Source organism: Streptomyces sp. NPDC045678, assembly GCF_056432085.1.
The window spans coordinates 299307-325134 of sequence record NZ_JBWKJS010000011.1 but is presented as its reverse complement, the minus strand read 5'-3'; the positions used below and the strand labels follow the sequence as shown (position 1 = coordinate 325134).

The 25828-nt window shown below is 72.1% G+C and carries 19 protein-coding genes; 10 read left to right on the top strand and 9 right to left on the bottom strand.

Going from position 1 to position 25828, the window contains the following annotated elements; translation table 11 throughout:
* The first annotated feature begins 84 nt into the window (after positions 1-84).
* The 7 genes from AC07DO_RS34245 (at position 85) to AC07DO_RS34215 (ending at position 11277) form a co-directional block, all read left to right on the top strand.
* Entirely contained in the window at positions 85-864 is a 780-nt protein-coding gene (locus tag AC07DO_RS34245) for a hypothetical protein (RefSeq protein WP_479065427.1), read from the top strand.
* Positions 865-1171: 307 nt separating this feature from the next.
* Entirely contained in the window at positions 1172-4714 is a 3543-nt protein-coding gene (locus AC07DO_RS34240; protein ID WP_479065361.1) for an SCO5717 family growth-regulating ATPase, read from the top strand.
* A 476-nt stretch (positions 4715-5190) separates the two neighbouring features.
* Positions 5191-7101 (top strand): ABC transporter substrate-binding protein, encoded by a 1911-nt coding sequence (locus tag AC07DO_RS34235; protein WP_479065359.1) that lies wholly within the window; start codon positions 5191-5193, stop codon positions 7099-7101.
* Between the two features lie 3 nt (positions 7102-7104).
* Positions 7105-8199, top strand: coding sequence for an ABC transporter permease (locus AC07DO_RS34230; protein WP_479065357.1), 1095 nt, complete (start codon positions 7105-7107; stop codon positions 8197-8199).
* On the top strand, positions 8196-9188 hold the full coding sequence (locus tag AC07DO_RS34225; protein ID WP_479065355.1) for an ABC transporter permease: 993 nt from the start codon (positions 8196-8198) through the stop codon (positions 9186-9188). The genes AC07DO_RS34230 and AC07DO_RS34225 overlap by 4 nt, the downstream gene beginning before the upstream one ends.
* 5 nt (positions 9189-9193) lie before the next feature.
* Positions 9194-10228: an ABC transporter ATP-binding protein gene (locus tag AC07DO_RS34220; protein WP_479065353.1), complete on the top strand. Its 1035-nt coding sequence runs from the start codon at positions 9194-9196 to the stop codon at positions 10226-10228.
* A gap of 29 nt (positions 10229-10257) precedes the next feature.
* Positions 10258-11277: an ABC transporter ATP-binding protein gene (locus AC07DO_RS34215; protein WP_479065351.1), complete on the top strand. Its 1020-nt coding sequence runs from the start codon at positions 10258-10260 to the stop codon at positions 11275-11277.
* Between the two features lie 314 nt (positions 11278-11591).
* Here AC07DO_RS34215 and AC07DO_RS34210 read toward each other — a convergent pair whose 3' ends face one another.
* The 9 genes from AC07DO_RS34210 to rimP all read right to left on the bottom strand — a co-directional run bounded on the left by AC07DO_RS34210 (position 11592) and on the right by rimP (position 23575).
* The gene (locus AC07DO_RS34210) at positions 11592-12545 is read right to left on the bottom strand and encodes a bifunctional riboflavin kinase/FAD synthetase (RefSeq protein ID WP_479065349.1); all 954 of its coding nucleotides are present in this window, start codon (positions 12543-12545) and stop codon (positions 11592-11594) included.
* A 141-nt stretch (positions 12546-12686) separates the two neighbouring features.
* Positions 12687-16265: a trypsin-like peptidase domain-containing protein gene (locus tag AC07DO_RS34205; protein ID WP_479065347.1), complete on the bottom strand. Its 3579-nt coding sequence runs from the start codon at positions 16263-16265 to the stop codon at positions 12687-12689.
* A 251-nt stretch (positions 16266-16516) separates the two neighbouring features.
* Complete coding sequence (gene truB, locus AC07DO_RS34200) at positions 16517-17422, bottom strand: tRNA pseudouridine(55) synthase TruB (RefSeq protein WP_479065345.1); 906 nt, start codon at positions 17420-17422, stop codon at positions 16517-16519.
* The gene (gene rbfA, locus AC07DO_RS34195; RefSeq protein WP_150186515.1) at positions 17419-17880 is read right to left on the bottom strand and encodes a 30S ribosome-binding factor RbfA; all 462 of its coding nucleotides are present in this window, start codon (positions 17878-17880) and stop codon (positions 17419-17421) included. Before rbfA ends, truB begins: the two co-directional genes overlap by 4 nt.
* 50 nt (positions 17881-17930) lie before the next feature.
* Positions 17931-18224, bottom strand: coding sequence for a DUF503 domain-containing protein (locus AC07DO_RS34190; RefSeq protein WP_150172847.1), 294 nt, complete (start codon positions 18222-18224; stop codon positions 17931-17933).
* A gap of 155 nt (positions 18225-18379) precedes the next feature.
* Entirely contained in the window at positions 18380-21505 is a 3126-nt protein-coding gene (gene infB / locus AC07DO_RS34185) for a translation initiation factor IF-2 (RefSeq protein WP_479065343.1), read from the bottom strand.
* A gap of 146 nt (positions 21506-21651) precedes the next feature.
* Positions 21652-21942: a YlxR family protein gene (locus tag AC07DO_RS34180; RefSeq protein WP_385934157.1), complete on the bottom strand. Its 291-nt coding sequence runs from the start codon at positions 21940-21942 to the stop codon at positions 21652-21654.
* A gap of 134 nt (positions 21943-22076) precedes the next feature.
* Positions 22077-23075: a transcription termination factor NusA gene (gene nusA, locus AC07DO_RS34175; protein WP_479065341.1), complete on the bottom strand. Its 999-nt coding sequence runs from the start codon at positions 23073-23075 to the stop codon at positions 22077-22079.
* 2 nt (positions 23076-23077) lie between these two features.
* Positions 23078-23575, bottom strand: coding sequence for a ribosome maturation factor RimP (gene rimP, locus AC07DO_RS34170; protein WP_479065339.1), 498 nt, complete (start codon positions 23573-23575; stop codon positions 23078-23080).
* 267 nt (positions 23576-23842) lie between these two features.
* On the opposite strand from rimP, the gene AC07DO_RS34165 reads away from it, so the two are divergent.
* Genes AC07DO_RS34165 through AC07DO_RS34155 form a run of 3 tightly spaced genes read left to right on the top strand, consistent with a single transcriptional unit; the run spans position 23843 to position 25803 of the window.
* Positions 23843-24394 carry a hypothetical protein gene (locus AC07DO_RS34165; protein WP_479065337.1) on the top strand — a complete coding sequence of 184 codons (552 nt, stop codon included), beginning with the start codon at positions 23843-23845 and terminating at the stop codon, positions 24392-24394.
* The gene (locus tag AC07DO_RS34160) at positions 24391-24876 is read left to right on the top strand and encodes a ferritin-like domain-containing protein (RefSeq protein WP_479065335.1); all 486 of its coding nucleotides are present in this window, start codon (positions 24391-24393) and stop codon (positions 24874-24876) included. The genes AC07DO_RS34165 and AC07DO_RS34160 overlap by 4 nt, the downstream gene beginning before the upstream one ends.
* 27 nt (positions 24877-24903) lie before the next feature.
* Positions 24904-25803, top strand: a complete 900-nt coding sequence (locus tag AC07DO_RS34155) for an aminoglycoside phosphotransferase family protein (RefSeq protein ID WP_479065333.1) — start codon at positions 24904-24906, stop codon at positions 25801-25803.
* The last annotated feature ends 25 nt before the right edge of the window (positions 25804-25828 follow it).

Genomic DNA, 25828 nt, shown 5'->3' with positions numbered 1-25828 from the left:
GCTGTACCGGGGGCCGGGGCTGTACCGGGGGCCGGGGCTGTACCGGGGGTTGCGCCCGTGCCAGGGGCCGTGCCCGTACCGGGGATTGCGCCCTTGCCCGCGCCGACGGCACCCGCGCCGTCCGGGGAACCGTCGCCTTCGGCGGCGGCCCGCGCACGACAGCTGATCCGTTCGGGGTTCGGCCTGATCGGACCGCGGCACCCCCGCCACGCGCTCCCCCTGGAGTCGTTGCCCGAACTCGGTCTCCCCATCGGGGACGACGGCGTGGTCATAGGCGTCGACGCCGAAAGCAGGCCCGCCGTCCTCGGTGTCAACCGGCCCACTCCGTACGACATGGTCTTCATCGGCGGCCTGTGGACAGCGCAGGTCATCGCGTTGCGGACCGCCGCGACGGGGGCGCGGGTGGCGGTGGAGACCGGGCGGGCCCAGGCGTGGGCTCAGTTGGCGCAGGCGCTCGGGGTCGGGCAGAGCGGGATGGCCGTGCACGACGTGGGGCGGGTGCCGCCGCAGGGGGCGTCCGCGGGGAGTCCCGTGCTGGTGGTGCGGGACTGCGGGATGCGGCCGCCCCGGGGGCGGGTCGTCTCCGCGCCCTGGCAGTCCGTGCTGACGGTGCTGCCCTATCTGAGTCCCGTCGCGCCCCGGCTCGTGCGGCAGGCGCGGCTGGTGGGCGTGCAGCGGGTGTCGCCGGACGAAGCGGTGCAGATCGGGCGGCTGCTCGGGCTGCCGGGCGCTGACGTCGAGTCGCTGCCGACGCTCGCGGACGGCGTGACCTTGTGGTGCGCCGACCGGGACCGGCAGTACGTGATGACGCAGGCCACGGATGCCGAGACCGGATTGTTGGGTACCGCTCGGCGGATGGACTGACCGGACGGGGCGTCCGGTAATTCGCGGTGGAGTGTCTGGTGTTGAGCGCTTTGTCCGTCACTGTTTGATGTACGTGGATCGCTTCTGGATCGCTTCTGCGTGAGGCGTGACGCAATGGACAGCATTGGTGGGGTGGACTGCCCTGCCGTGCTCGTGGTTTTGGTGATTAGGCTGGGACAGGGCACGACGCCAGAACCCTTGAACGGGTCGGGCGCGTCCCTCAACGGGGAGAGCCAGGCGGATCGGACGACAGGAACGGTCGCCCCCCACCACGGCACGAGGGTGCTCGACCACATCAGGAGGCATTGTGAACAGCGATCGGGACGAGATCCGCGGGGGCTGGGACTCACCCGTCGATGATCAGTCCGACGCGGAGTCCGCTGCCGAGACGACGGGCGAGTTCACCATCGACTACGCGCCGCCTGCCTGGTACACGCAGAACGCCTCGGGCAGTGCGGGTGAGACGCCTTCGACGGCGCCCGTTTCCACGCCGGGCGCGTCTTCGGGCTCTTCCGCTGCGGTCGCGTCCGACTCGGAGGAGGCCGCCTCCGCGGTTTCCGGTTCGGATGTCGCTGATCCGGCTGTCCCTGGTCCGGCTGTCCCTGGTCCGGCTGCTTCCGCACCGGTGGCCCCCGCCATGCCCTCCTTCGCCGCTCCGCCGCCTCCGCCGCTGCCTCTGGGGCCGCCTTCGGCGGGAGTTCCGAGCGTGGTGCCCAAGTTGCCCGTGGGGAGTGGGTTTCAGCCTGCGGGTTCGGATGCCGCGGATGCTGCGGGCGCCTCGAGCACCTCGGGTGCCCCTAATGCCTCTGGTGCCTCCGGTGTTTCCGCTTCCGGGGATGACGTTGCTGTGGAGGGAGTGGAGGAGAACGACGCCACGGCTTCTGCTGCGGCTTCTGTCGCGCCTTCCGTCGCGCCTTCCTCCGTGCCGCCTGCCGCTTCCGGTGGTGGAGTCTCCGACTGGAGCGGGGCTCTCGCCGGGCCCGCGGCCTCCGTGCATGTGACTGGCGTCGTGCCCAAGAAGGACGTCGATGACCTTGCGGAAGCCAAGGAGCGCGAGGACGGCGGTCGGGACGATGCGGGTCAGGGGTCGGATGCGTCCGTATCCTCCTCCGCTGACAGTGATGTCGTCGAGCCTGTCGGTGAGAGCCTCGGCGGTGGCGATCTTGAGAGTGGCGCCACCATGCGGTTCTCCGCTCGTGCCCTGAAGCGGGAGTTCGAGGAGCGGGCGGCTGCGGCGGAGCGGGACGCGGATGCCGAGCGGGATGTGGAGGCCGACCGGTCGTCCGACGGATCCGACGTGACCTCCTCCTCCGACGTGGACGAGTCCGGGGAGGACGGCGGGTCCGACGAATCCGGTGAGGATGGGGGGAGTCGTTCTACTGACGCTGGCGATGACTCCAGCTCGGGAACCGGGTCCGTAGCCGAGGAAGTCGGGTCGTCCGGCTCCGCCGGTGCTGACGACGCCGTACAGGACTCCGTACCGTCCGCCTGGCCTCCGCCGCCCTCTCCTCAGGACGTGCTGCCTCCGTTGCCGCCCGCGTTCCAGCCCGCGGCTCCGGCCGCCGCGCCGCAGTGGCCCGCACCTGCGCCGACGGCTCCTGCGGCGCAGCAGCCGGTGCCGCCTGCCGCCGAGTCCGCGCAGCAGCAGGCGCCGGAGGTGCAGGCGCCTCAGGCTCAGCCTGCCGCGCCGGTTCAGCCGCAGACTCCGCAGCCTGCGCCGGGTACGTGGCCGACGTCCGCGCCTGCGCCTGCGCCCGCGCCTGCCGCTCAGCAGCCGCCGCAGGGTGGGTATGGGTTCCCGCAGTCCACACCTGCCGCCGCCCCCGGCGCGCCTTTCGCAGCGCCCGCTCAGAATTTCGCCCCGCCCGCCCCCGAGGCGCCGCAGGCTGGTTACGGGTTCCCGCAGACAGCGCCGCCTGCCGCAGCACCCGGTACGCCGGTCACGCCGACCCCGCCCGCCCAGAACTCCGCCCCCGCGCCTGCCGCCCCCGAGGCCCCGCAGAGCGGATACGGATTCCCCCAGTCCGCACCCACCGCCGCCCCCGGCGCACCCTTCGCGGCACCCGCTCCGCCTGCCCAGAACTCCGCCCCGCCCGCACCCACCGCCCCCGAAGCGCCGCAGGCTGGTTACGGGTTCCCGCAGACAGCGCCGCCTGCCGCAGCACCCGGCGCGCCCTTCGCTCCCGCCCCTCCCCCGCAGAACTCCGCCCCTGCCCCCGCCGCGCCGGTCGCCCCTGAATCGGCCGGCCAGAGCAGTGGATACGGGTTCCCGCAGGCGCCCGCCCCGCAAGGGCAGCAGCCGCCCGTACAGCCTGGGCAGCCGTTCCCGGGACAGCCGCAAGTTCCCGGGCAACAGGTCGTTCCCGGGGCGCAGCCCCTTCCGAACCAGCAGCCGCCTGCACCCCAGCAGCAGCCCCAGCCCCACGCCCAGGCCCAGCCCCAGGCCCAGCCCCACGTGCCCGCCCAGGCCCAGGCCCAGCCCCAGGCACCCCAGCAGCCCCAAGGCCCCGTCGACCCCCGTACCGGTGCCGCCTGGCCGCAGGCCGTGCAGCACGACCAGCGGGAGCGTACGAACCCCGGGGCTCCGCTCGGGTACACCGCCGCCGTCGAGCTGTCCTCCGACCGTCTGCTGCGCAACAGCAAGCAGAAGGCCAAAAGCAGTCGGCCCACGGGCGGTTCGCGGTTCAAGCTCGGCGGCAAGAAGGAGGAGGCCGAGCGGCAGCGCAAACTGGAGCTGATCCGGACCCCGGTTCTCTCCTGCTACCGCATCGCCGTCATCAGCCTCAAGGGCGGCGTCGGCAAGACGACCACCACCACCGCGCTGGGCTCCACACTCGCCACGGAGCGGCAGGACAAGATCCTCGCGATCGACGCCAACCCGGACGCCGGTACGCTCGGCCGACGCGTGCGGCGCGAGACCGGGGCGACCATTCGTGACCTCGTCCAGGCGATCCCGTACATCAACTCGTACATGGACATCCGCCGCTTCACCTCGCAGGCGCCGTCCGGGCTCGAGATCATCGCCAACGACGTCGACCCGGCCGTGTCGACCACGTTCAACGACGAGGACTACCGGCGCGCGATCGACGTACTGGGCAAGCAGTACCCGATCATCCTCACCGACTCCGGTACGGGGCTGCTGTACAGCGCCATGCGCGGGGTTCTCGACCTCGCCGATCAGCTGATCATCATCTCCACGCCGTCCGTGGACGGCGCGAGCAGTGCCTCGACGACGCTGGACTGGCTCTCCGCGCACGGGTACGCCGATCTCGTCTCGCGGTCCATCACCGTCATCTCCGGTGTGCGCGAGACCGGCAAGATGATCAAGGTCGACGACATCGTGTCGCACTTCGAGACGCGGTGCCGTGGCGTTGTCGTCATCCCCTTCGACGAGCATCTCGCCGCCGGCGCCGAGGTTGATCTCGACATGATGCGGCCCAAGGTGCGGGAGGCGTACTTCAACCTCTCCGCGATGGTCGCGGAGGACTTCGTACGGGCTCAGCAGCAGCAGGGGCTGTGGACGTCGGACGGGAATCCGCCTCCGCATCTGGCTCCGCCGATGCCGGGGCAGCAGGCGCAGCCGCCCCAACAGCCGCAGCCTCAACCTCCGGCTCAGCCGGCGCAGCCCGGGCAGCAGCCGCAGCCCTACGCTCCCCAGCAACCTCAGCCGTACGCTCCCCAGCAGCCCCAGCAGCCCCAGCCCGGGCAGCAGCAGCCCTACCCGCAGCAGCCTGCAGCGCCCCAGGGGTGGCAGCACCAGCCGCAGCAACAGCAACAGCAACAGCAACAGGCTCCCCCGCCCGCACAGCCCGGCGCGCCCTTCCAGCAGCCGCCGCCTCCACAGCAGTAGCAGTAGCAGTAATCACCCCCGACTCGTCAGTGGGCCCGCACCGTTCCCCGGTGCGGGCCCACCGGCATATACGCCTCCGCATGCCGCGCCCGGCACCCGGCACCCGGCACCCGGCACCGGGGGCTGTGCCCCCCTCCCCCAAGTTCTCGACTGCGCTCGAACAGGGGGGACCCCCATCGCCGCGCGGAACGCCTGACCACAGCGGAGCCTGACCACCAGGTCACGTCACACCTCCCACCGGCGTCACTCCTCCACCAGCCATGCGTCAGTGGTCTCGACCAATGTGTGCGCCATACCGGTCAATTCGTTATTTCCGCAGGCCACATGGGGTGCACACGCCGTTGACGCGCGCAGACCGGCGCTGGTAAACACACAGCAACCAGCTGACGTTCCTTGATCAATCAACGTGCGAACAACGTGCACCAAACGTGCAACCAGCCATCCCTGCGCGAGCGATGACGCGAGGTCACCGACCCATGGACACACAAGATCAGCACGGCAGATCAGCAGCACCGGCAGCACTTGCAGCAGCGCCAAATGCAGCACCACGGCCCCACCCCCACCGCCGCCTCAAGCTCACCCTCGCCGGTGGCGTCGCCGCGTTCACTCTGACGGCCGGTCTCGCCACGCCGCTCAATCCGGCGCCGCAGCTCGCACAGGCCAAGGACGACGGCGGGAAGAAGGTGCTCACCGTCGCCGTGGCGCAGAGTGTCGACTCGCTCAGCCCGTTCCTCGCCCAGCGGCTGCTCAGCACCAGCATCCACCGGTTGACGTACGAGTACCTCACGAACTACGACGCCAAGGACAACAAGGCGATCCCGGGGTTCGCCACCAAGTGGGAGTCCTCCTCCGACAAGCTGACCTGGACGTACACCATCCGGGGCGACTCCAAGTGGTCGGACGGGAAGCAGGCCACCGCCGAGGACGCGGCGTGGACGTTCAACAAGGTGATGTCCAAGGAAGGCACCGCCACCGCGAACTCGAACTTCGTCACCAACTTCAGGAAAGTGACCGCGCCGAGCCCCACCAAGCTGGTCATCGAGCTGAAGAAACCGCAGGCCACGATGGCCGCCCTCGACGTGCCGATCGTTCCCAAGCACGTCTGGGAGAAGGTCGACGACATCTCGAAGTTCAACAACGACAAGGACTTCCCCGTCGTCGGCAACGGGCCGTTCACCTTGACGGACTACAAGGTCGACCAGTACGTACGGCTGAAGGCCAATAAGGACTTCTGGCGCGGTCCTGCCAAGTTCGACGAGCTGGTCTTCAAGACGTACAAGGACCAGGACGCCGCCGTCTCCGCCCTCAGGAAAGGCGAGGTGTCGTTCGTGGCCGGGCAGCCCGCGCTGACGCCCGCGCAGGCCGAGTCCTTGAAGAACGAGGACAACATCAAGGTCAACGAGGGGCCGGGGCGGCGCTTCTTCGCCCTCGCCACCAATCCCGGCGCCAAGACCCTCGACGGCAAGAAGTTCGGCGACGGGCATCCCGCGCTGCTCGACAAGAGGGTGCGGCAGGCCCTCTTCCTCTCCGTGGACAGGGAAGCCCTCGTCGACAAGGTCTTCCAGGGGCACGCCGTCGAAGGTGCCGGCTACATTCCGCCGCGCTTCTCCGACTACGCCTGGAAGCCGTCCGCCGACCAGGAGCTGAAGTACGACCCGAAGCGCGCCGCCGCCCTCCTCGACGAGGCCGGGTACAAGAAGGGCAGTGACGGGAAGCGGGTGGGGAAGGACGGGAAGCCGCTGGACTTCCGCATCCTGTGCCACGCCACCGACCCCAACGACAAGGCCGTCGGGAAGTATCTGAAGGAGTGGTGGGGGGACCTCGGGATCGGGCTCGAGGTCAACTGTCTCGACGACGTGTCCGTGCCGTGGTACGCGGGCGAGTACGACCTCGCCTTCGACGGGTGGTCCGTCAACCCCGACCCCGACTTCGTCCTCGGCATCCACACCTGCGCCGCGCTGCCGAAGAAGGCCAAGGAGAGCGCCGCCACGGACAACTTCATCTGCGACAAGAAGTTCGACGGTCTGTACGACAAGCAGCTCGCCGAGTACGACCAGGGCAAGCGCGCCGACATCGTGAAGCAGATGCAGTCGTGGCTGTACGACTCCGGGTACATGAACGTCCTCGCGTACCCGAACGCCGTCGAGGCCTACCGCACCGACCAGATCAAGTCCATCACCACCATGCCGACGGCCGCCGGCAACATCTTCGGCCAGGACGGATATTGGAGCTGGTGGTCCGCCGTGCCCGCGGATGGGAAGAGTTCTTCCAAGGACGGCAGCTCGACCGGTGTCATCATCGGTATCGCCGCTGCCGCGGTGGTGCTCGTGGGCGGCGGAGTCCTGTTCGCCCTGCGCCGCCGTTCTACCGCAGAGGACCGCGAGTAACGCATGACCGCTGACAGCAATCCCGCACTGCTCGACACCGAGGGCCCCAAGGGTCCCGGGGCCGACGGCGACCCGGCTGCGGCCGGGGCGCCGTCGGCCCGCGGGCCCCGGGACCGCAACACCCGCGCCTACCTCCTCTATGTGGCGGGCAAGATCGGCGGCGCGGTCGTGTCGCTGTTCGCCGTGCTCGTCACCAGCTTCTTCCTGTTCCGGCTGATTCCCGGCGACCCCGTCAAGCAGATGACGGGCGGCAAGCGCGTCTCCGCCGAACAACTCACCGCGATGCGCAAGGAGTTCGGCCTCGACAAGTCGGTCATGGCCCAGTTCTGGGACTACACCGGCAACGTACTGACCGGCGACTTCGGCACGTCGTACCAGTTCCACGCCCCCGTGATGGACAAGATCACCGAGGCGCTGCCCGCGACGCTCCTGCTCACCGGAACGGCGTACGTCCTCTACACGATCATCGGCATCTGGCTCGGCACGCGCACCGCGTGGCGCAACGGAAAGTTCGGCGACCGCTTCAACACCGGGCTCGCCCTGACGCTGTACTCGGTGCCGTCGTTCTGGCTGGGGCTGCTGCTGATCATCACCTTCTCGGTGGGCATCGGGCCCATTCCCGGGATGTTCCCGACCGGCGGTCTGGAGTCCGGGGGTGAGACCGGCTTCGCGTACGTCATCGACGTCGCGCACCACATGGTGCTCCCCGTCGTCACGCTGGTCGCCGTCGGGTACGCGCAGACGCTGCTCGTCATGCGGTCCTCCCTGCTCGACGAGATGGGGAGCGACTATCTGACGACCGCGCGGGCGAAAGGGCTCAGGGACGATCTCGTACGGCGTCGGCACGCCGTTCCCAACGCCATGCTGCCGACCGTCACCCTGATGTTCGTCAACCTCGGCACGGTCGTGGCGGGCGCCATCCTCGTCGAGACCGTGTTCTCCTGGCCTGGCCTCGGAGGGCTCTTCTACCAGGCGCTGAGCGTGCCCGACCTGCCGCTGGTGCAGGGGCTTTTCTTCGTCTTCTCCGTCGCGGTGATCCTGATGAACACCCTCGCCGACGTGATCTATCCGCTGCTCGATCCCCGGGTGGGCCGATGACGACCGAATCCGCACCGACCGACCCGACACCGACCGGTCCGACACCGACCGGACCCGCGCCCGCCGACTCCGCGCCGGTCGCCCCCGCGGCAGCCGCGAAGAGCGCGCGATCGCTCGCCTGGACGCGGCGCAGGCACTCCGTGGCGCGCTTCTGGCGCGATTACCGCACGCACCGCGCCGGGCTCGTCGGCCTCGCCGTGCTCGTCCTGATCGCCCTCGCCGCGGTCTTCGCTCCGCTGCTCGTCGGCTCCGACGCGCAGAGCGTGACCGACGCGCCGGGTGATCCGATGGAGTCGCCCAGCGGGGAGTTCCCGCTGGGGACCGACCAGTTCGGGCGCGACCTGCTGGGCCTGCTCGTGTGGGGCGCGCGCATGTCGCTGACCGTGGGGCTGCTCGCCGCCGTGCTCTCGGTGGCCATCGGCACGCTCGTCGGCATCACCGCCGGGCACTTCAAGGGCTGGTACGCCACCGTGATCATGCGCATCACGGACTGGTTCCTTGTGATGCCGACGCTCGTGCTCGCCATCGCGCTCGCCGCGGTGATGTCCGGCACGATCTGGACGATCATCCTGGCGATCGGCGTGACGACCTGGCCGACCACGGCGCGCCTGGTCCGGGCGCAGACCCTCGCCGTGGAGTCCCGCCCCTACATCGAGCGGGCGCAGGCCCTGGGCGGCGGCCACGGCCACATCATGGCCCGGCACGTCCTGCCCAACGTCATGCCGCTCGTCCTCGCGCAGACCACGCTGGTCATCTCCGGCGCCATCCTCACCGAGGCCACACTCGCGTTCCTCGGCCTCGGCGACCCGACGAGCGTCTCCTGGGGCGGGCTGCTGCAGGACGCGCGCGAGGCGGGCGCGGTCAGCGCAGGGCACTGGTGGTACCTCGCCCCGCCCGGTCTCGCCATCGCCGTCGTCGCGCTGGCGTTCACGCTGTGCGGCCGCGCTGTGGAATCCGTGCTCAACCCCAGGCTGGGGGCCTCCCGTTGACCGACATGACCCAAGCGAGCCCGACCCAGGCGAGCCCGCCGCGGCTCCTCGACGTACGCGAACTCGAAGTGACGTACGCGAACGGCGCCGCCGCGGTCCGCGGCGTGAACCTGCACGTCGACGCGGGGCAGAAGCTCGGCGTCGCCGGCGAGTCGGGGTGCGGCAAGTCCACGCTCGCGCTCGCCCTGCTGCGGCTGCTTCCCGCGGGCGCCGAGGTGTCCGGCGAGATCCTGCTCGACGGCGAGGACATCCTCACCATGAAATGGGGGCGGGTCCGCGCGGTGCGCTGGGCCGGTGCGTCGATCGTGTTCCAGGGCGCGATGCACTCCCTGAACGCCGTCCACCGCATCGGCGACCAGATCGCCGAGCCGATTCTGCTGCACAAGAAGGCGACGCAGGCCGGCGCGAAGACCAAGGTCGGCGAGCTCCTCGAACACGTGGGGCTGCCCGCCGCCCGCGCGGAGGCCTATCCGCACGAGCTGTCCGGCGGCCAGCGTCAGCGCGTGATGATCGCGATGGCGCTCGCCTGCGATCCGCGGCTGATCATCGCCGACGAGCCGACCACCGCCCTCGACGTGATGATCCAGGCGCAGATCCTGCGTCTGATCGAGCAGTTGGTGGCCGAGCAGGACCTCGGCCTGATGATGATCAGCCACGACCTGGCCGTGCTCTCCGACACGTGTGACCGGCTCGCGGTGATGTACGCGGGCCGTGTCGTCGAGGAAGGTCCGGCCTCCGAGGTCTACGAGAACGCCAGGCACCCGTACGGGAAGGCGCTCTCGGCGGCCTTCCCCCGCATCGGTGACGTGGCGTCGCGGTTCGCCCCGCGCGGTCTGCCGGGCGATCCGCCCGACCCGTCCGCGCTCCCCACGGGCTGTACGTTCCATCCTCGCTGCCCGGTCGTCCTCGACACCTGCGCCACGGAGGACCAGGCGCTGCGGGACGCGGGACCGCATCATCGCGCGGCCTGCGTGCACGCGGGCGCGCCGCTGCCCGCACAGCCCACGTCGGCTCCCGCGACGGCGGAGCGCACACCGTGACCGAGAGCCCCCGTCAAGAGGACGCGCGCATGACCACGCAGGAACCCGGCACGGCCACCGCCCCGGAACCCGGTGGGCCGCTGCTCACCGCCGCCGGTCTGCACATCGCCTTCCCCGGCCGTCGCGGCGGGCCCACCGCGCGCGCCGTGGACGGCGTCGACCTCGACATCAAGGGCGGCGAGATCGTCGCGCTGGTCGGCGAGTCGGGCTGCGGCAAGACGACGCTGGCCCGCTCGCTGCTCGGCCTCGTGCCGCCGACGTCCGGCAACGTCACGTTCGGCGGCAAGCCGCTGAACTACTCGGGCCGCGCCCTCAAGGCGTACCGCAAGCGGGTCCAGCTGGTCCTCCAGGACCCGAGCGGGTCCCTCAATCCGCGGCACACGGTGTACGACGCCGTGGCGGAGGGGCTGCGCATCCACGGGTACCGGGGCGACGAGCGGGCGGCGGTCGCGGGGGCGCTCTCGCGGGCCGGCCTGCGCCCTCCGGAGCGGTTCTTCCTGCGGTACCCGCACGAGCTCTCCGGCGGCCAGCGCCAGCGCGTCGTCATCGCGGGCGCGCTGGTCCTCGAACCCGAACTCATCGTCGCCGACGAGCCGGTGGCCTCTCTGGACGCGTCCGTGCGCGGCGAGATCCTCGCGCTGCTGCTGCGGCTGCGCGACGAACTGGGCCTGTCCGCGCTGGTGGTGACGCACGACCTCGGCCTCGCGTGGAACATCGCGGACCGGGTCGCGGTGATGTACCTGGGCCGGATCGTGGAGACGGGAACGGTGGAGGAGGTCCTGACGGCGCCTCAGCACCCCTACACGCAGGCCCTGCTGTCGGTCCTGCCCGAGGCACCCGGCGACCCGGTCGTCCTCACGGGCGAGCCACCGGACCCGTCCCGCATCCCGGGCGGCTGCCGGTTCCACGCCCGCTGCCAGGTACTCGCCTCCGGCGAGGCGGAACGAGCGGGAGTCGCGGACCGCTGCCGCGGGGAGGACTTGGCGGTGCTCTCCGGAGAGGGCGAGACACAGGTCGCCTGCCACTGGGCCGCTGCGCGCCAACGCTGACGTGCGGCTCGGTTGGGGCCGCCCGCGCAGTTCCCCGCGAGTTCCCCGCGCCCCTGCAACGCGCTCGCCGTGGAGCCCGGGCCGGTGATCGCGTGCGCGTACATCGTGGTTGCTCGCGCAGTTCCCCGCGCCCCTGGGACGCGCCCGCAGGGCGCTTCTTCAGGGGCGCGGGGAACTGCGCGACCAGCCTTCCACCGGCCCGCTGCCGAGCGACGACCCGTTGCCCCACGGCGGGGCAGTTTTCAGGGGCGCGGGGAACTGCGCGATCCGCCCCACCCGGCTGCGGGCAGAGACCGCTCACGCCGCCCGGGGCGCTACGCCCGGTTCGCCGCCGCCACGAGCTCCCCGCACCGCTTCACGTCGTCCGCCATCGCGACGAGCAGTGCGTCGATCGTGTCGAACTTGGCCTGGCCGCGGACGAAGGCCAGGAAGTCCACGGCCACGTGCAGCCCGTACAGGTCGAGGCCGACGCGGTCGATCGCGTATGCCTCGACCGTCCGCTCCGTCCCGTCGAACTGCGGATTCGTGCCGACCGAGATCGCCGCCGGCATCGCCTCGCCCTGGGCGTGCAGCCACCCTGCGTAGACGCCGTCCGCGGGGACGGCGGTGTGCGGCAGGGTCTCCACGTTGGCGGTGGGGAAGCCCAGCTCGCGCCCGCGCTGCGCACCGCGCACGACGACGCCCTCGACGCGGTGCGGGCGGCCGAGGATCTCCGCCGCCCCGGTGACGTCGCCCTCGGCGATCAGGCGCCGGGTCAGCGTCGAGGAGAACGGCTCGCCGCCACCCGCCTCACCGCTCACGTACAGGTCGATGACGTCCACTTCGTAGTCGTACGTTCCGCCGAGCTCGGCCAGGAAGTCGACGTTGCCCGCCGCCTTGTGGCCGAAGCGGAAGTTGGGGCCCTCGACGACCACGCGCGCGTGCAGCTTGTCGACGAGGACCTTGACCACGAAGTCTGCCGGCGACAGCTTCGAGAACTCGGTGGTGAAGGGGAGGATCAGCAGCGCGTCCACGCCCAGCTCGGCCATCAGCTCGGCGCGCCGGTGGTGCGGGGCGAGCAGCGGCGGATGGCTGCCGGGGCGGACGACCTCACTGGGGTGCGGGTCGAAGGTGACGACGACGGCGGGCACGCCGAGCTCACGGGCGCGCTCCACCGCACGGCCGATGATGAGCTGATGCCCGCGGTGCACGCCGTCGTAGGAACCAATGGTGACGACGCTGCGCCCCCAGTCCTGGGGGATGTCCTCCAAGCCACGCCAGCGCTGCACTTCTTTGCTCCTCGCCGAACCCGTATACGTCACGTACATCTGTACGTTCCCATTGCTGATTGCGCAGGACTAAGAGTGCCATGCCGACACCTCGCGGCTCGCACCGGAGGGAGTGGCGGGGGTCACTCCCGCGCGTCACTCCTAGGCCAGGACGCGGACACCGCCCGCGAGGTTCTCGATCAGCCGCAGGGCGCTCGGGCCGACCAGGGCGGCCCAGTCCTGCGGGGCGTCGGCCAGCCAGCCGGTGAGGAGCGCGGCGAAGCCCGGACGGCCGCGGGCCAGTTCGACGAGGCACCGGTCGCAGCGGGACGCGCCCTCCGGAGTGCGGACGAGCAGCAGCGCGGTGCGGTGTACGCGCTCGCGGGTGCGGTCATCGCCGCGCTCCGCCGCGCCGTGCACCACCGCGCCGTGCACCACCGCGCGCAGGACGCTCTCCAGGACGGCGGCGTCCCGCTCCTGGCTCAGCAGGACGTCGAGCAGTTCGCCGCGCAGGGCGCGTGAGGCGGCGGTGCCGGGTGCGGCCAGCACGGGCGCGAGGGCCGCACGGACCTGTACGTGTCTGCTGTGCAGGAGTCCCGCGACCAGAGGGAAGAGGACGGGGCGCACGCCGGGGCCGTGTTCCAAGCGCCGGTCGATGTACGCGACGGCGGGCGCGGCCGTTTCGGGGCGGGTCTCCAGGAGGTCGTGGACGAGGGTGGCGACGCGGCGGGCGAGGGCGGGCGTGGTCACGTCGGCGAGGCAGCACAGGATGGCGTCGGCGGCCGGGTCCGGGGCGTGCAGCCGGGTGCGGAAGGCGTCGAGGACGGGTTCGGGGTGGGTCGTCAGGGCGGCGGCGAGGGCACTCGCGGGGAGCCGCGGGTCCCCGGCGGCGAAGCGGTGCAGGGCGTGCGGCAGGTGTTGGGCGCGGGTCTGCGGGTCGCGTACGAGGAGGGCGAGGGCGGCGCCGTGGAGGGCCTCGTCGGCGGGGTGGGCGAGCAGCGCGAGGGCGGCGCACCGCAGGAGGGCGTGTTCGGCGGCGGTCGTGGTGTGCGGGGCGGCGCGCAGGCCGTAGGCGGCGGCCGCCACACGCCGTGCGGGGCGTTCGTCGCGGGCCCAGCGGTCGACGGCCCGGCACAGGGCGGCGGGCTCCTCCTCCGCGAGTGCGGCGAGCAGCTCGTCGGCCCGGGCGTGCGCGCTGTCGACGAGGGCCTCGGTGAGGTCGTCGATGGCGCGGTGCCGGTGGGTGTGGAGCAGTGCCTGCGCGGCGGAGGCGACGGTGGCGTCGGGCGCCGCGTCCAGCGGCCGCTCGTCGGCGAACCACCGTGCGAGGAGCGGCTGTACGTTCGTGGGGTCGGCGCGGAGCAGTGCGGCGACGGCGTCGAGGCGGCGGCCCGGGGCCCCCGGGGGGCCGTCGTGCACGACGAGCCGGCGCAGCAGCGAGAACCGGTCGGCCTCGGACAGCGGCAGCCGCAGCCAGAACGCCGTCCCGAACTCGCCGCGCCCGGCGAGGGGTTCGAGCACCGCGAGGTAGGGCGTCGCGTCGGGCACGCGCAGCAGCACCTCGCTGAGAAGGTGCGAGGCCCACCACGCGGCATCCCCCAGCTCCCCCGCCCCGCCCCCACAGGGCCCCTCTCCCCCGAACTCCACCAGCGCGTCGGTGAGCTCCCCCAGCCGCGAGGCCAGCTCCGCGGCCCCCCGCTGCCGCCCGAGCAACAACAGGGCCTGAACCACGGGCCCGATCCGGTGCCGCGGCACGGGGAGGGGGCGGGCGGGAGCGGGGGCCGGGGCGGACGTGCTGCCAGGCCTGCGCCGACGCTGCTCCGGAACCACGGGGCCGCCCCGCCCCCCACCCCTATGCCGATGCACCAGCGCCCCCAGAGCCCCGTCCACGTCCAGATGTGTCCCTTGGAGCCAGTCGGCCATTTCCTCGTGTGCGAAGCGGTAGCCCGTGCCGGCCGGTACGAGGAGTCCCTCCGTGAGTACCGCCGACGCCCAGCCCGTGCAGCCGTGGAGCCGTGCCGCCCACGGGAAGGTTTCCTCGAAGGAGGACCTGTCCAGCTCGCCGTGGCCGGGGCCGAGGCAGCGGCGTGCCGCCTCGTGGATCTGGCCGGCCACCCTCGCCGCCAAGCGGCGCACCGCGCTCCCGCGCAGACCGTTCGCCGCCGCGAGCCGCACCGCCACCCGCAGGCACAGCAGGTCCAGGTAGGCACCGAAGATGTCGTCGCGGCCGGGCGTGCCCGGCGGTGGGGTGCCCGGCGGTGCGGCGTCCAGCGTCGCGCACCGTACTTCGGAGAGCAGTCGCAGGGCCAGCGGGTGCCGGGCGTCGGCGGGGGCCAGCGCGTCGTCCGGGATGCCGTGGAGCGCGCGGGCCCGGCTCGCCTGCGGTTCCGGCAGGTCCCCGAGGCGTACGCAGCCGGGAAGCTCCGCGCCGTCCGCCGCCGCGTGCGGCGACGCCGCGTGCAGCGACGCCGCGTCGAAGTGGGCGCCGGCCTGCTCCCAGTACTCCGCGCGGCAGGCGATGACGAGCCGCGTCTCCGTGTCCCGCAGCCAGCGGGCCGTGTCCGCGCTCCACCGCGCCAGGCGGTGGGCGAGCACGGCCGGCATCTCCTCGGGGCCGTCGAGCAGCAGCAGGAGCGGTCGCCCGGCGTTCCGTACGAGCCGGGCCACTCGGTCGGCCCCCAGGTCTCCGAGGGCCTGCTCGTCCCCCGCCGACGCCGTGAGGATGCGACCCGCGCGGTCGAGCGTCCGCTCCACCGCGTCGGCCACGGACGCGTCCGTGCCCCGCAGGTCCGCGCCGCGCAGCCACAGTGTGGGGGCGGGCTCGGCGCCCCTGGAGCGTCGCGCGGCGAGCGCGGCCAGCTCCGTCGTGCGTCCCGTGCCGGGGTCGCCGACGAGACCGAGGACACGGGCGGGTCCGGTCATGAAGGAGGCGAACTCCCGCACGGTGTCGGGGCGTTCGACCGGTTCGTGGAGCGGGGCGGGTGGGCCGTCGGAGCCCACCGAGACGGCCGTGAGGTGCAGTGCGCCCGCGAGGTTGAGGTCCTCTCCGTACGCGGGAACGGTCGCGGCGTTGCGTGCGACGAGCTCGGCGAGCGGCCCGCCCGGGTCGGCTGCGGCCGCCTCCATGAGCGAGACGGCGTAGCCCGCCGGGCGGTGGGCGCGGCCCTCCGGGTCGTGGGGAGAGGGCTCGAAGCTCCGGCGGGGCTGCAGGGCCGTGCCGAGGACGGCGAGCACGGCGCCCGTCGCCGCGTCCACGACCGGCCCGCCCGCGGCGCCGCCGCCGAGCCGCAGCGCGTCGGCGCCGTCCGTGCCGATCGCCAGTTCCAGGGCGGCGCCCACCGGGTGGCAGCGGTCCGTCGCCGTATACGTGACCGCCGAGGTGCCGAGAACCCGCGCCTCGCGCCAGCCGCCCGCGGCGATGCGTACGTACGTGCCGGTCGCCACGGACGCCCGGGCGCCGAGCGGCAGGGGCCGCAGTCCGAGTCCTTCGGTGCGGACGAGGGCGAGGTCGGTGCCGGGCAGCTCCGCCACGGCCTCGGCGGGCACCACGCAGGTGCGGTCGTCCGGCGCGTGCAGGACGATCCGGGCGAGCCCGTCGACCGCCTCGTGGCTGGTGACGACCGTGCCGTGCTCGTCCGCGGCGAACCCCGTGCCGCGCGGCCGCCCCGCGAGATCGCAGACCCGCACCAGAGGCAGCTCCGGCGCCGGAACCGAGAAGCCGTCCCGGCCGCGTCCCGCCATGCTCCAACCTCCCCGCCGTGCCCCGTTCCTCCGACCGTAGGTCGGGGGTGATCAGCGGGACAGGTGACGGCGTGAACGCGCCCCCTTACAGCCCCCCGGTTCACTCCGAGCGCCTGCCCGATGGGGTGAATGGGGGCGTGCCAGTGGATAGACCTCTAGAGGGGGGAATCGTGGGGGGGGGGGGGGGGGGGGGGGGGGGGGGCGCCCCCCCCCCCCCCCCCCCCCCACTACATCACAGAGGTACGCCGGCGTCAGGCGAAGACGGCGAGGCTCTTGGCCTTTCCCCGCGACTCCTCCGCGAGGACCAGGAAACGGCCCTCCGGGTCGAAGACGGCCACGGCGCCCACACCCGCGTACTCCTCGGGCATGTCGATCCGGACGCCGTTGAGCAGCAGTCTGCCGCGCTTGTCGTCCACGTCCCAGCGCGGGAAGGCCCGGCCCGCGGCCTCGGCGACGGGCATCACGGTCAGCTCCTCCTGGAGCTGGTCGAGGGTCTTCGCCGAGTCGAGCTTGTAGGGGCCGACGCGGGTGCGGCGCAGCGCGGTCAGGTGACCGCCGACGCCGAGGTCGGCTCCCAGGTCGCGGGCGATGGCCCTGATGTACGTACCGGAGGAGCAGACGACGGAGACGACCAGGTCGAGCACGGGCGTACCGTCCTCGGCGACGGCGTCGCGGACGTCGTACACCGTGAAGGAGGAGATCGTGACCGGCCTGGCCGGGATCTCGAAGTCCTCGCCCTTGCGGGCCCTGGCGTACGACCGCTTGCCGTCGATCTTGATGGCGCTGACCTTCGACGGCACCTGCATGATGTCGCCGGACAGCTTGGCGATGCCCGCGTCGATGGCCTCGCGGGTGACCTTCGAGGCGTCCGCCGACGAGGTGATCTCGCCCTCGGCGTCGTCGGTCAGCGTGTTCTGCCCGAGGCGGATCGTGCCCAGGTACTCCTTCTCGGTCAGCGCGAGGTGGCCGAGGAGCTTGGTGGCGCGCTCGACGCCGAGCACGAGGACACCGGTCGCCATGGGGTCGAGGGTGCCCGCGTGCCCGACGCGGCGGGTCTTGGCGATCCCGCGCATCTTGGCCACCACGTCGTGCGAAGTGAAGCCGGACGGCTTGTCGACGATGACAAGGCCGTCCGGCGTGGTGCCGCTGTTGCTCATGCTCGGGCGTCGCCGTCCGTCTCTTCGTCGGACTCGTCCTCGGGCTTGCGGTACGGGTCCGCGCCGCCCGCGAACTCGGCGCCGGCCGAGACCTCCCGCACCTTGGCGTCGGACATCCGTGCCTTGTCGAGGAGGTCCTCGATGGCACGCGCGTTGTCCGGCAGGGCGTCCGCGACGAAGGACAGGGTCGGCGTGAACTTCACGCCCGCGGCCTGTCCGACCGCCGACCGGAGGACGCCCTTGGCGCTCTCCAGGCCCGCGGCGGCCGCCGCACGGTCCTCGTCGTCGCCGTAGACCGTGTAGAAGACCGTGGCCTCCCGCAGGTCACCGGTCACCCGGGTGTCCGTGATCGTCACGTGCGTGCCGAGCCGCGGGTCCTTGATCCCGCGCTGCAGCTTCTGAGCAACCACCTCTCGGATGAGGTCCGCCAGCCTTTTCGCCCGCGCGTTGTCGGCCACTGCTCCGTCTCCCTTATCCCCGGGCATTCCCTGGGCTTGTCTTGCTGTGTTCAATCATCGTCGCCGTGCAGCCGCCGTCGTACCGACAGCAGCTCCACTTCGGGCCGGGCGGCGACGAGGCGCTCGCACCGGTCCAGTACGTCGTGGAGGTGGCCCGCGTCGCCTGACACCACCGCGAGGCCGATCTCGGCTCTGCGGTGCAGGTTCTGACCGCCCACTTCCGCCGCGCTCACCGCGTACTTGCGCTGGAGCTCGGCGACGATCGGACGGACGACGGAGCGTTTCTCCTTCAGCGAATGTACGTCGCCGAGGAGCAGATCGAAGGACAGAGTCCCCACATACATGTGTGTCCGGATGTCCCGCCGGTACGGGGTCGAGGCCCCACCAACCACTTGGCGGGGACACAAGAACCGTACACGGAACGGCCGGGGCCGATCGACGGGATTTTCCCCGTCGACCGGCCCCGACACGAACCGAGCGGATCAGATCAGTGAACTGATCAGCCGCGCGGCTTCTCGCGCATCTCGTACGTCGCGATGACGTCGTCGATCTTGATGTCGTTGAAGTTGCCGAGGTTGATACCGCCCTCGAACCCTTCGCGGATCTCGGTGACGTCGTCCTTGAAGCGGCGCAGACCCTCGATGTTGAGGCTCTCCGCGATGACCTTGCCGTCGCGGAGCAGTCGGGCCTTGGTGTTGCGCTTGACCTCGCCGGAGCGGATGAGCACACCCGCGATGTTGCCGAGCTTGGACGAGCGGAAGACCTCGCGGATCTCCGCGGTGCCGAGCTCGACCTCCTCGTACTCCGGCTTGAGCATGCCCTTGAGGGCCGCCTCGATCTCCTCGATGGCCTGGTAGATCACCGAGTAGTAGCGGACGTCGACGCCCTCGCGCTCCGCCATCTGCGCGGCACGGCCGGCCGCACGGACGTTGAAGCCGATGACGATGGCGTCGGAGCCCATCGCCAGGTCGATGTCCGACTCGGTGACCGCACCCACACCGCGGTGCAGGACGCGGATGTCGACCTCTTCGCCGACGTCGAGCTGGAGCAGCGAGGACTCGAGAGCCTCCACCGAACCGGACGCGTCGCCCTTGATGATGATGTTGAGGTCCTGGACCAGACCGGCCTTGAGCACCTGGTCGAGGTCCTCGAGGGACACCCGGCGGGTGCGCTTGGCGAACGCGGCGTTGCGCTCACGGGCCGCACGCTTCTCGGCGATCTGACGCGCCGTACGGTCCTCGTCGACAACCAGGAAGTTGTCGCCGGCACCCGGCACGTTGGTGAGACCGAGAACGAGGACGGGAGTCGACGGGGTCGCCTCCTCGACGTTCTCGCCCTTGTCGTCGAGCATCGCGCGGACTCGGCCGTACGCGTCACCGGCGACCATCGTGTCGCCGACGCGGAGGGTACCGCGCTGGACGAGGACGGTCGCGACGGCGCCGCGGCCCTTGTCGAGGTGGGCCTCGATCGCGATGCCCTGCGCGTCCTGCTCCGGGTTGGCCCGCAGGTCGAGCGAGGCGTCCGCGGTCAGGACCACGGCCTCGAGCAGCTGCTCGATGTTCTGGCCCTGGCGCGCGGAGATGTCGACGAACATCGTGTCGCCGCCGTACTCCTCGGCCACCAGACCGAACTCGGTGAGCTGACCGCGCACCTTGGTCGGGTCGGCACCCTCGACGTCGATCTTGTTGACCGCGACCACGATCGGCACGTCGGCCGCCTTGGCGTGGTTCAGCGCCTCGATCGTCTGCGGCATCACACCGTCGTTCGCCGCGACCACGAGGATCGCGATGTCGGTGGACTTCGCACCACGGGCACGCATGGCGGTAAACGCCTCGTGACCCGGGGTGTCGATGAAGGTGATGGCGCGCTCTTCGCCGTTGACCTCGGTCGCGACCTGGTAGGCACCGATGTGCTGGGTGATGCCACCGGCCTCGCCCGCGACGACGTTCGTCTTGCGAATGGCGTCGAGGAGTCGGGTCTTACCGTGGTCGACGTGACCCATGACGGTGACGACCGGGGGACGCGAGACGAGCATCTCCTCGCCGCCCTCGTCCTCGCCGAACTCGATGGAGAACGACTCGAGGAGCTCGCGGTCCTCCTCCTCCGGGCTGACGATCTCGAGGACGAAGTTCATCTCGTCCGCGAGGAGCTTCAGCGTCTCGTCGGAGACGGACTGCGTGGCGGTGACCATCTCACCGAGGTTCATCATCACGCCGACCAACGAGGCCGGGTTCGCGTTGATCTTCTCGGCGAAGTCGGTCAGCGAGGCACCGCGCGACAGGCGGACGGTCTGTCCGTTGCCGCGAGGCAGCATGACGCCGCCCACCGACGGGGCCTGCATGGCCTCGTACTCCTGGCGCCTCTGCCGCTTCGACTTGCGGCCGCGACGGGCGGGCCCGCCGGGACGGCCGAACGCACCCTGCGTGCCACCACGGGCACCGGGACCACCGGGACGGCCACCGAAGCCGGGACGACCGCCGAAGCCGCCGCCACCACCGGGACGACCGGCACCGCCGCCACCCGGACCGCCGGGACGGCCGGCGAAGCCGCCGCCACCGCCACCGGGACGACCCGCGAAGCCGCCGCCACCGGGACGACCGCCACCGCCGCCACCCGGGCGACCGCCGCCGCCGGGACCACGGCCACCGCCGGGGCCACCGCCGGGACGCGGACCCGCGGCGGGACGCTGCGGCATCATGCCCGGGTTCGGACGGTTACCGGCGGGACCGCCGCCGGGACGCGGAGCGCCGCCCTGCGGGCGAGGCATGCCGCCCGGGGTCGGACGGGCGCCGCCCTGACCCTGCGGACGGGGAGCGCCACCGGGGCCGCCCTGGCCCTGCGGGCGCGGGGCACCACCGGGACCGCCGGGGCCACCCTGGCCGCCGGGGCGCGGAGCGCCACCCGGACGGGGCGCCTGCGGGCGCGCCATACCGGTGGAACCGCCGGAGGTGAAGGGGTTGTTGCCCGGGCGCGGACCCGAGGGACGGGCGCCGCCGGGACGCGGGGCGCCACCCTGGCCGCCGGGGCGCGGAGCACCCTGACGGTCGCCGCGGTCACCACGGCCCTGGCCCTGGCCCTGGTTCTGGCCCTGTCCCTGACCGGGGGCCGGACGGCTACCGGGCTTCGGGGCGCCGGGACGGGCACCCGGACGGGGCGCCTGCGGGGCCGCGGGGGCTGCGGGCGCGGCCGGCGGAGCGGTGAACTCCGGGGCGGACGGCGCCGGCGAGGCCGGTGCGGGCTTGGGGGCCGGCGGCTTCGGGCCGGGCGTCGGGCGCGGGCCCGGCGCCGCGGGGGCCGCGGGCTTCTCGGCCGCGGCGGGCTTGGGCGCCGGCGGCTTCGGCGCGGCCGGACCCGGACGGGCGGCCTGCGCGGGAGAGGGGGATGCGGGAGCCGCGGGGCTCGCCGGCTTGGGGGCGGCCTGCTTGCGAGGCGCCCCGGGCTTGGCGGCGGACTTGCCGTTGCCGCCGCCCTGGTTCAATGCGTCAGTCAGTTTGCGTACTACCGGCGCCTCGATCGTCGAGGACGCCGAACGTACGAATTCACCGAGTTCTTGGAGCTTGGCCATGACGACCTTGCTCTCTACGCCGAACTCCTTGGCGAGCTCGTATACCCGGACCTTAGCCACTTCGCTCCTTTTAGGTCCGGGTTACGCCGGACCGTCGCTACTTCATGGGCGTACTCATCGCGTGCTCATCGAGTGCTCATCGCAATCTCGACCTACTTCCAACTCGCGGGGTACCAGGGCCACACGGGGTTCCGTGCGCCCACGTCTTACGGTGTTGCCTCCTGGGCAACTGTCTCGACAGCCCGGCGCAGTGCCTCCGTGTCGAGCGGTCCCTGGGCGCGGAACGCCCTCGGGAACGCCCGGCGGCGGACCGCCAGGTCCAGACAGACCAGGGCGGGGTGTACATACGCACCCCGGCCGGGCAGCGTACCGCTTGGATCGGGGACGCAGGCGCCCTCTTTCCTCACGATGCGCAGCAGATCGCTCTTGGCCGCTCGCTCCCGGCACCCCACACAGGTGCGCTCAGGGCATGCGCGGGCATGCGTCCGGCCAGACACGCTTAAGTCTACCTCCCCGCACCGACCTCACCCCTTTGGGGCAAGAATCGAACGGCTACTCGCCACATACTGTCGTGATCGAAGCGGTGGCCGCCCGAAATTTATTCCCGGGCGGCTCCGCGGACGCCGGACCGCTACTGGTCGTGCTGGTCGGCGGGCTGCTCCGTGTCGGGCCTGATGTCGATGCGCCAGCCGGTGAGCCGTGCGGCCAGGCGGGCGTTCTGCCCCTCCTTGCCGATCGCCAGCGACAGCTGGTAGTCCGGCACGGTCACGCGGGCCGAGCGGGCGCCGAGGTCGACGACCTCGACCTTGCTGACGCGGGCCGGGGAGAGCGCGTGGGCGACCATCTCGGCGGGGTCGTCGGACCAGTCGACGATGTCGATCTTCTCGCCGTTGAGCTCGCCCATGACATTGCGCACACGGCTGCCCATGGGACCGATGCAGGCGCCCTTGGCGTTGAGGCCCGAGCGCGTCGAACGGACCGCGATCTTGGTGCGGTGGCCGGCCTCGCGGGCGATCGCCGAGATCTCGACGGAACCGTCGGCGATCTCAGGGACCTCCAGCGCGAAGAGCTTCTTCACCAGGTTGGGGTGCGTGCGCGACAGCGTCACGGACGGGCCGCGGACGCCCTTGGCCACCCGGACGACGTAGCTGCGCAGGCGCATGCCGTGGGGGTACTGCTCGCCGGGCACCTGCTCCTGCACGGGCAGGATGGCCTCCAGCTTGCCGATGTCGACCAGCACGTTCTTCGGGTCGCGGCCCTGCTGGACCACGCCGGTGACGATGTCGCCCTCGCGTCCGGCGTACTCACCGAGCGTCGCGTCGTCCTCGGCGTCGCGCAGGCGCTGCAGGATGACCTGCTTCGCGGTGGTGGCGGCGATGCGGCCGAAGTCGGACGGGGTGTCGTCGAACTCGCGGGGCTCCTGGCCCTCCTCGAGGTCGTCCGCCTCCTCCTTCGCCCAGACCGTCACGTGTCCGCTCTCGCGGTCGAGCTTCACGCGCGCACGGCGGTGGCTTCCCTCGGTGCGGTGGTAGGCGATGAGGAGGGCGGACTCGATCGCCTCGACGAGGAGGTCGAAGGAGATCTCCTTCTCCCTGACCAGACCCCGCAGGGCACTCATGTCGATGTCCACGGCTACGCCTCCTCTTCCTTCTTGTCCTTGCGGTTGAACTCGACCTGCACGCGCGCCTTGTCGAACTCGTCGAAGGCGAGGCGGCGGGAGGTGGGCTTGCGGCCCTTGACTCCGGGCACTTCGAGGTCGAGGCCTTCGTCGTCCACGGTGAGGATGCGGGCGGTCACCTCGCCGCCCTCGGTGAGCTGGAACTTCACCAGGCGGCCGACCGCGCGCAGGTAGTGGCGGCGCTCGGTGAGCGCACGCTCGGCGCCGGGGGAACCGACCTCCAGGTCGTACTCGCCCTCGCCCATCGCGTCGGTCTCGTCGAGCTTCGCGGAGAGCAGCCGGCTCACGTCCGCGATCTGGTCCAGATCCACGCCGTCCTCGGAGTCGATGACGACTCTCAGCACCCGCTTGCGTCCGACGGAGGCCACTTCGATCTCTTCGAGATCCAGGTCCTGCGAGCTGACGAGCGGTTCCAGTAGTTGCCGCAGCCTCTCGCTCTGGGTGGTGCTCATCCGGGTGACTCCTCGGCCGCGTGTGCTGTTGTGGGTGCGTTGCAAGTCTGCGTGTCAGGTCAAAGGGTATCCGGTCCGAAGGGGTGTTGCCGCCCACGGACGGGACGATGCGGCGCTCCGTTCCGAGCCGATCGCGGGCGCCGGGGCGGTCCGAAGGTACGGTGATCACCGGGCCTGTGCCCACCGATCTCCCTTTCTGTTCCTTTCCGTTCCCTTTCGCACCTTTCTCGCTCGCGCCTTTTGGCCTTCCTTCCGAGGACGTCTGCCGTGCCGTCGTATCGCACCGCCCCGCGCTCCCGTCCGGGACCGCGTCGAAGGAGTCTGCTCACCGGGGCCGCCGGCGTCGCGTCCGCGGCACTGCTCGCGGGCTGCACGGACTCCGCCGACTCCGACGCCGACGAGCGTCCGTCCGCCGCCCGGCGCCTGCGCGCCGCAGCGGCGAAGGACAGCAGGGAGCTCCTGAGGCAGTACGACGGCGTGCTCGCGGCGCATCCCTCGCTCGACGGGCGGCTCGGGCCGCTGCGGGGCGAGGTGAAGCGGCACGTGGAGGCGTTCGAGAAGAGCACGGACGCCGAGAGCCCGACCCCCGCCGCGTCCGGTTCCGCTGCCGGCTCCGCGTCGAAGGCGCCCGCGCCCTCCGTGTCGTCCGACCCGAGGACGGCCGTGCGCGACCTGGCCAAGGCCGAGCGCGAGCTGGCCGACCGACGGGGCAGGGCCCTGCTCGACGCGCCCGCCGAGGAGGGCAGGCTGCTCGCCTCCGTGGCCGCCGCGGGCGCGGCCCACGCCTACCTGCTGACGGAGACGGAGGACGACAAGTGAGCGGTACGAAGGACTCGCCGGAGCCGTCGAAGGACGACGAGCTGAAGGCGCTGCAGGCCGCTCTCGGCGCCGAGCACGCCGCCGTGTACGGCTACGGGGTCGTCGGCGGCCGCGTCGGCGACAAGCGCAGGGCGGAGGCGCGCACCGCGTACGACGCGCACCGCGCCCGGCGCGACGAGCTACAGCGCGCGGTGCGCGACCTCGGCGGCGAGCCGCAGTCCGCGGACGCCGCGTACTCGCTGCCCTTCCCGGTGCCGGACTCCGCCGCGGCCGTCCGGCTCGCCACGGAGCTGGAGGACCGGGTCGCGGGCGTCTACTCCGATCTCGTACGGGCCTCGTCCGGCACCCGGCGGGGCACCGCCGCCCTCGCGCTGCGGGAGGCGGCGGTCCGTGCGGCACGGTGGCGGGGCGAGAGCGTAGCCTTCCCTGGGCTCGCCGAGCGGTCGACACCGTCGTCCGCACCGGCGACACCCCAGGCGTAACGCGCTCAGGAAGGGAACGACTCGCGCATGGCTCTCGAACCGCCGCAGCGCCTCGTCACAGCACTCGGCGAGACGGCGCAGGACGGCGACGACTGGCTGGACAAGCTGCCCGGGGCAGTCGAAAAGGCCGTCGCTCTACGCGAGTTGACCGTCGAGCGGGTGCACGTCCCCGGCGGCCGCAGCAGCCTCGTGCTGCTGGTGCGGCTCGCCGACGACACGCCCGCGGTGCTGAAGCTCGTACCGCCCCGGTCGCGGCCGGAGAGCGAGCGGGCCGCGCTCGCCCACTGGAACGGACTCGGCGCCGCGCGGCTGCTCGACCCCGAGTGCGCGGACGGGGCGCTGCTCATGGAGCGGCTGCACCGGGACGTGTCCGTGCGGTCGCTGCCCGAGGCCAAGGCCCTCCTGGAGGCGGCGGGGACGCTGCGCAGGCTGTGGGTGGAGCCGCCCGCCGGGCACCGCTTCGAGACGGTCGCCGAGCGCACGGGCCGGCAGGCCGCGGCGATGCGGGCCTCCGCCGCGGCCGACGCGGCGGTCGCGCCGCTGGTCGACGCGGCGCTCGCGGCGCGGGACGAGCTGCTTGCGGCGAGCGTGGAGCCACGGCTGCTGCACGGCACGTTCCGGCAGAGCAAGGTGCTCGCCGGGGACCGGCTGCCGTGGCTTGCCGTGGGCCCCGACCCGGTGGTCGGCGAGCCCGCCTTCGACCTGGCCCGGCTCGTCCGTGACCGGGTCGAGGACCTGATCGCGTCGCCGTCGGGCAGCTCGATCACGCGGCGGCGCGTGAAGAAGCTGGCGGAGTCCCTGGAGGTCGAGCAGGAGCGGCTGCGGGGCTGGACGCTGTTCCGTGCGGTGGAGTCGGGCGTGCGGGCGCAGCGGGTCGGGCGCACGCAGGACGCGGAGCTGCTCCTGGAGTTCGCGGGCTGGCTGTAGCGGTACGCGAGAACCCGAGAGGGCG

Excerpts from the sequence above, each read along its gene's own strand:
- AC07DO_RS34155 (WP_479065333.1), top strand. The coding sequence starts at position 24,904 with ATGGCTCTCGAACCGCCGCAGCGCCTCGTCACAGCACTCGGCGAGACG.
- rimP (WP_479065339.1), bottom strand. The coding sequence starts at position 23,575 with ATGAGCACCACCCAGAGCGAGAGGCTGCGGCAACTACTGGAACCGCTC.
- AC07DO_RS34220 (WP_479065353.1), top strand. The coding sequence starts at position 9,194 with ATGACCCAAGCGAGCCCGACCCAGGCGAGCCCGCCGCGGCTCCTCGAC.
- AC07DO_RS34190 (WP_150172847.1), bottom strand. The coding sequence starts at position 18,224 with ATGTATGTGGGGACTCTGTCCTTCGATCTGCTCCTCGGCGACGTACAT.
- AC07DO_RS34205 (WP_479065347.1), bottom strand. The coding sequence starts at position 16,265 with ATGGCGGGACGCGGCCGGGACGGCTTCTCGGTTCCGGCGCCGGAGCTG.
- AC07DO_RS34215 (WP_479065351.1), top strand. The coding sequence starts at position 10,258 with ATGACCACGCAGGAACCCGGCACGGCCACCGCCCCGGAACCCGGTGGG.
- truB (WP_479065345.1), bottom strand. The coding sequence starts at position 17,422 with ATGAGCAACAGCGGCACCACGCCGGACGGCCTTGTCATCGTCGACAAG.
- AC07DO_RS34225 (WP_479065355.1), top strand. The coding sequence starts at position 8,196 with ATGACGACCGAATCCGCACCGACCGACCCGACACCGACCGGTCCGACA.
- AC07DO_RS34235 (WP_479065359.1), top strand. The coding sequence starts at position 5,191 with ATGGACACACAAGATCAGCACGGCAGATCAGCAGCACCGGCAGCACTT.
- AC07DO_RS34230 (WP_479065357.1), top strand. The coding sequence starts at position 7,105 with ATGACCGCTGACAGCAATCCCGCACTGCTCGACACCGAGGGCCCCAAG.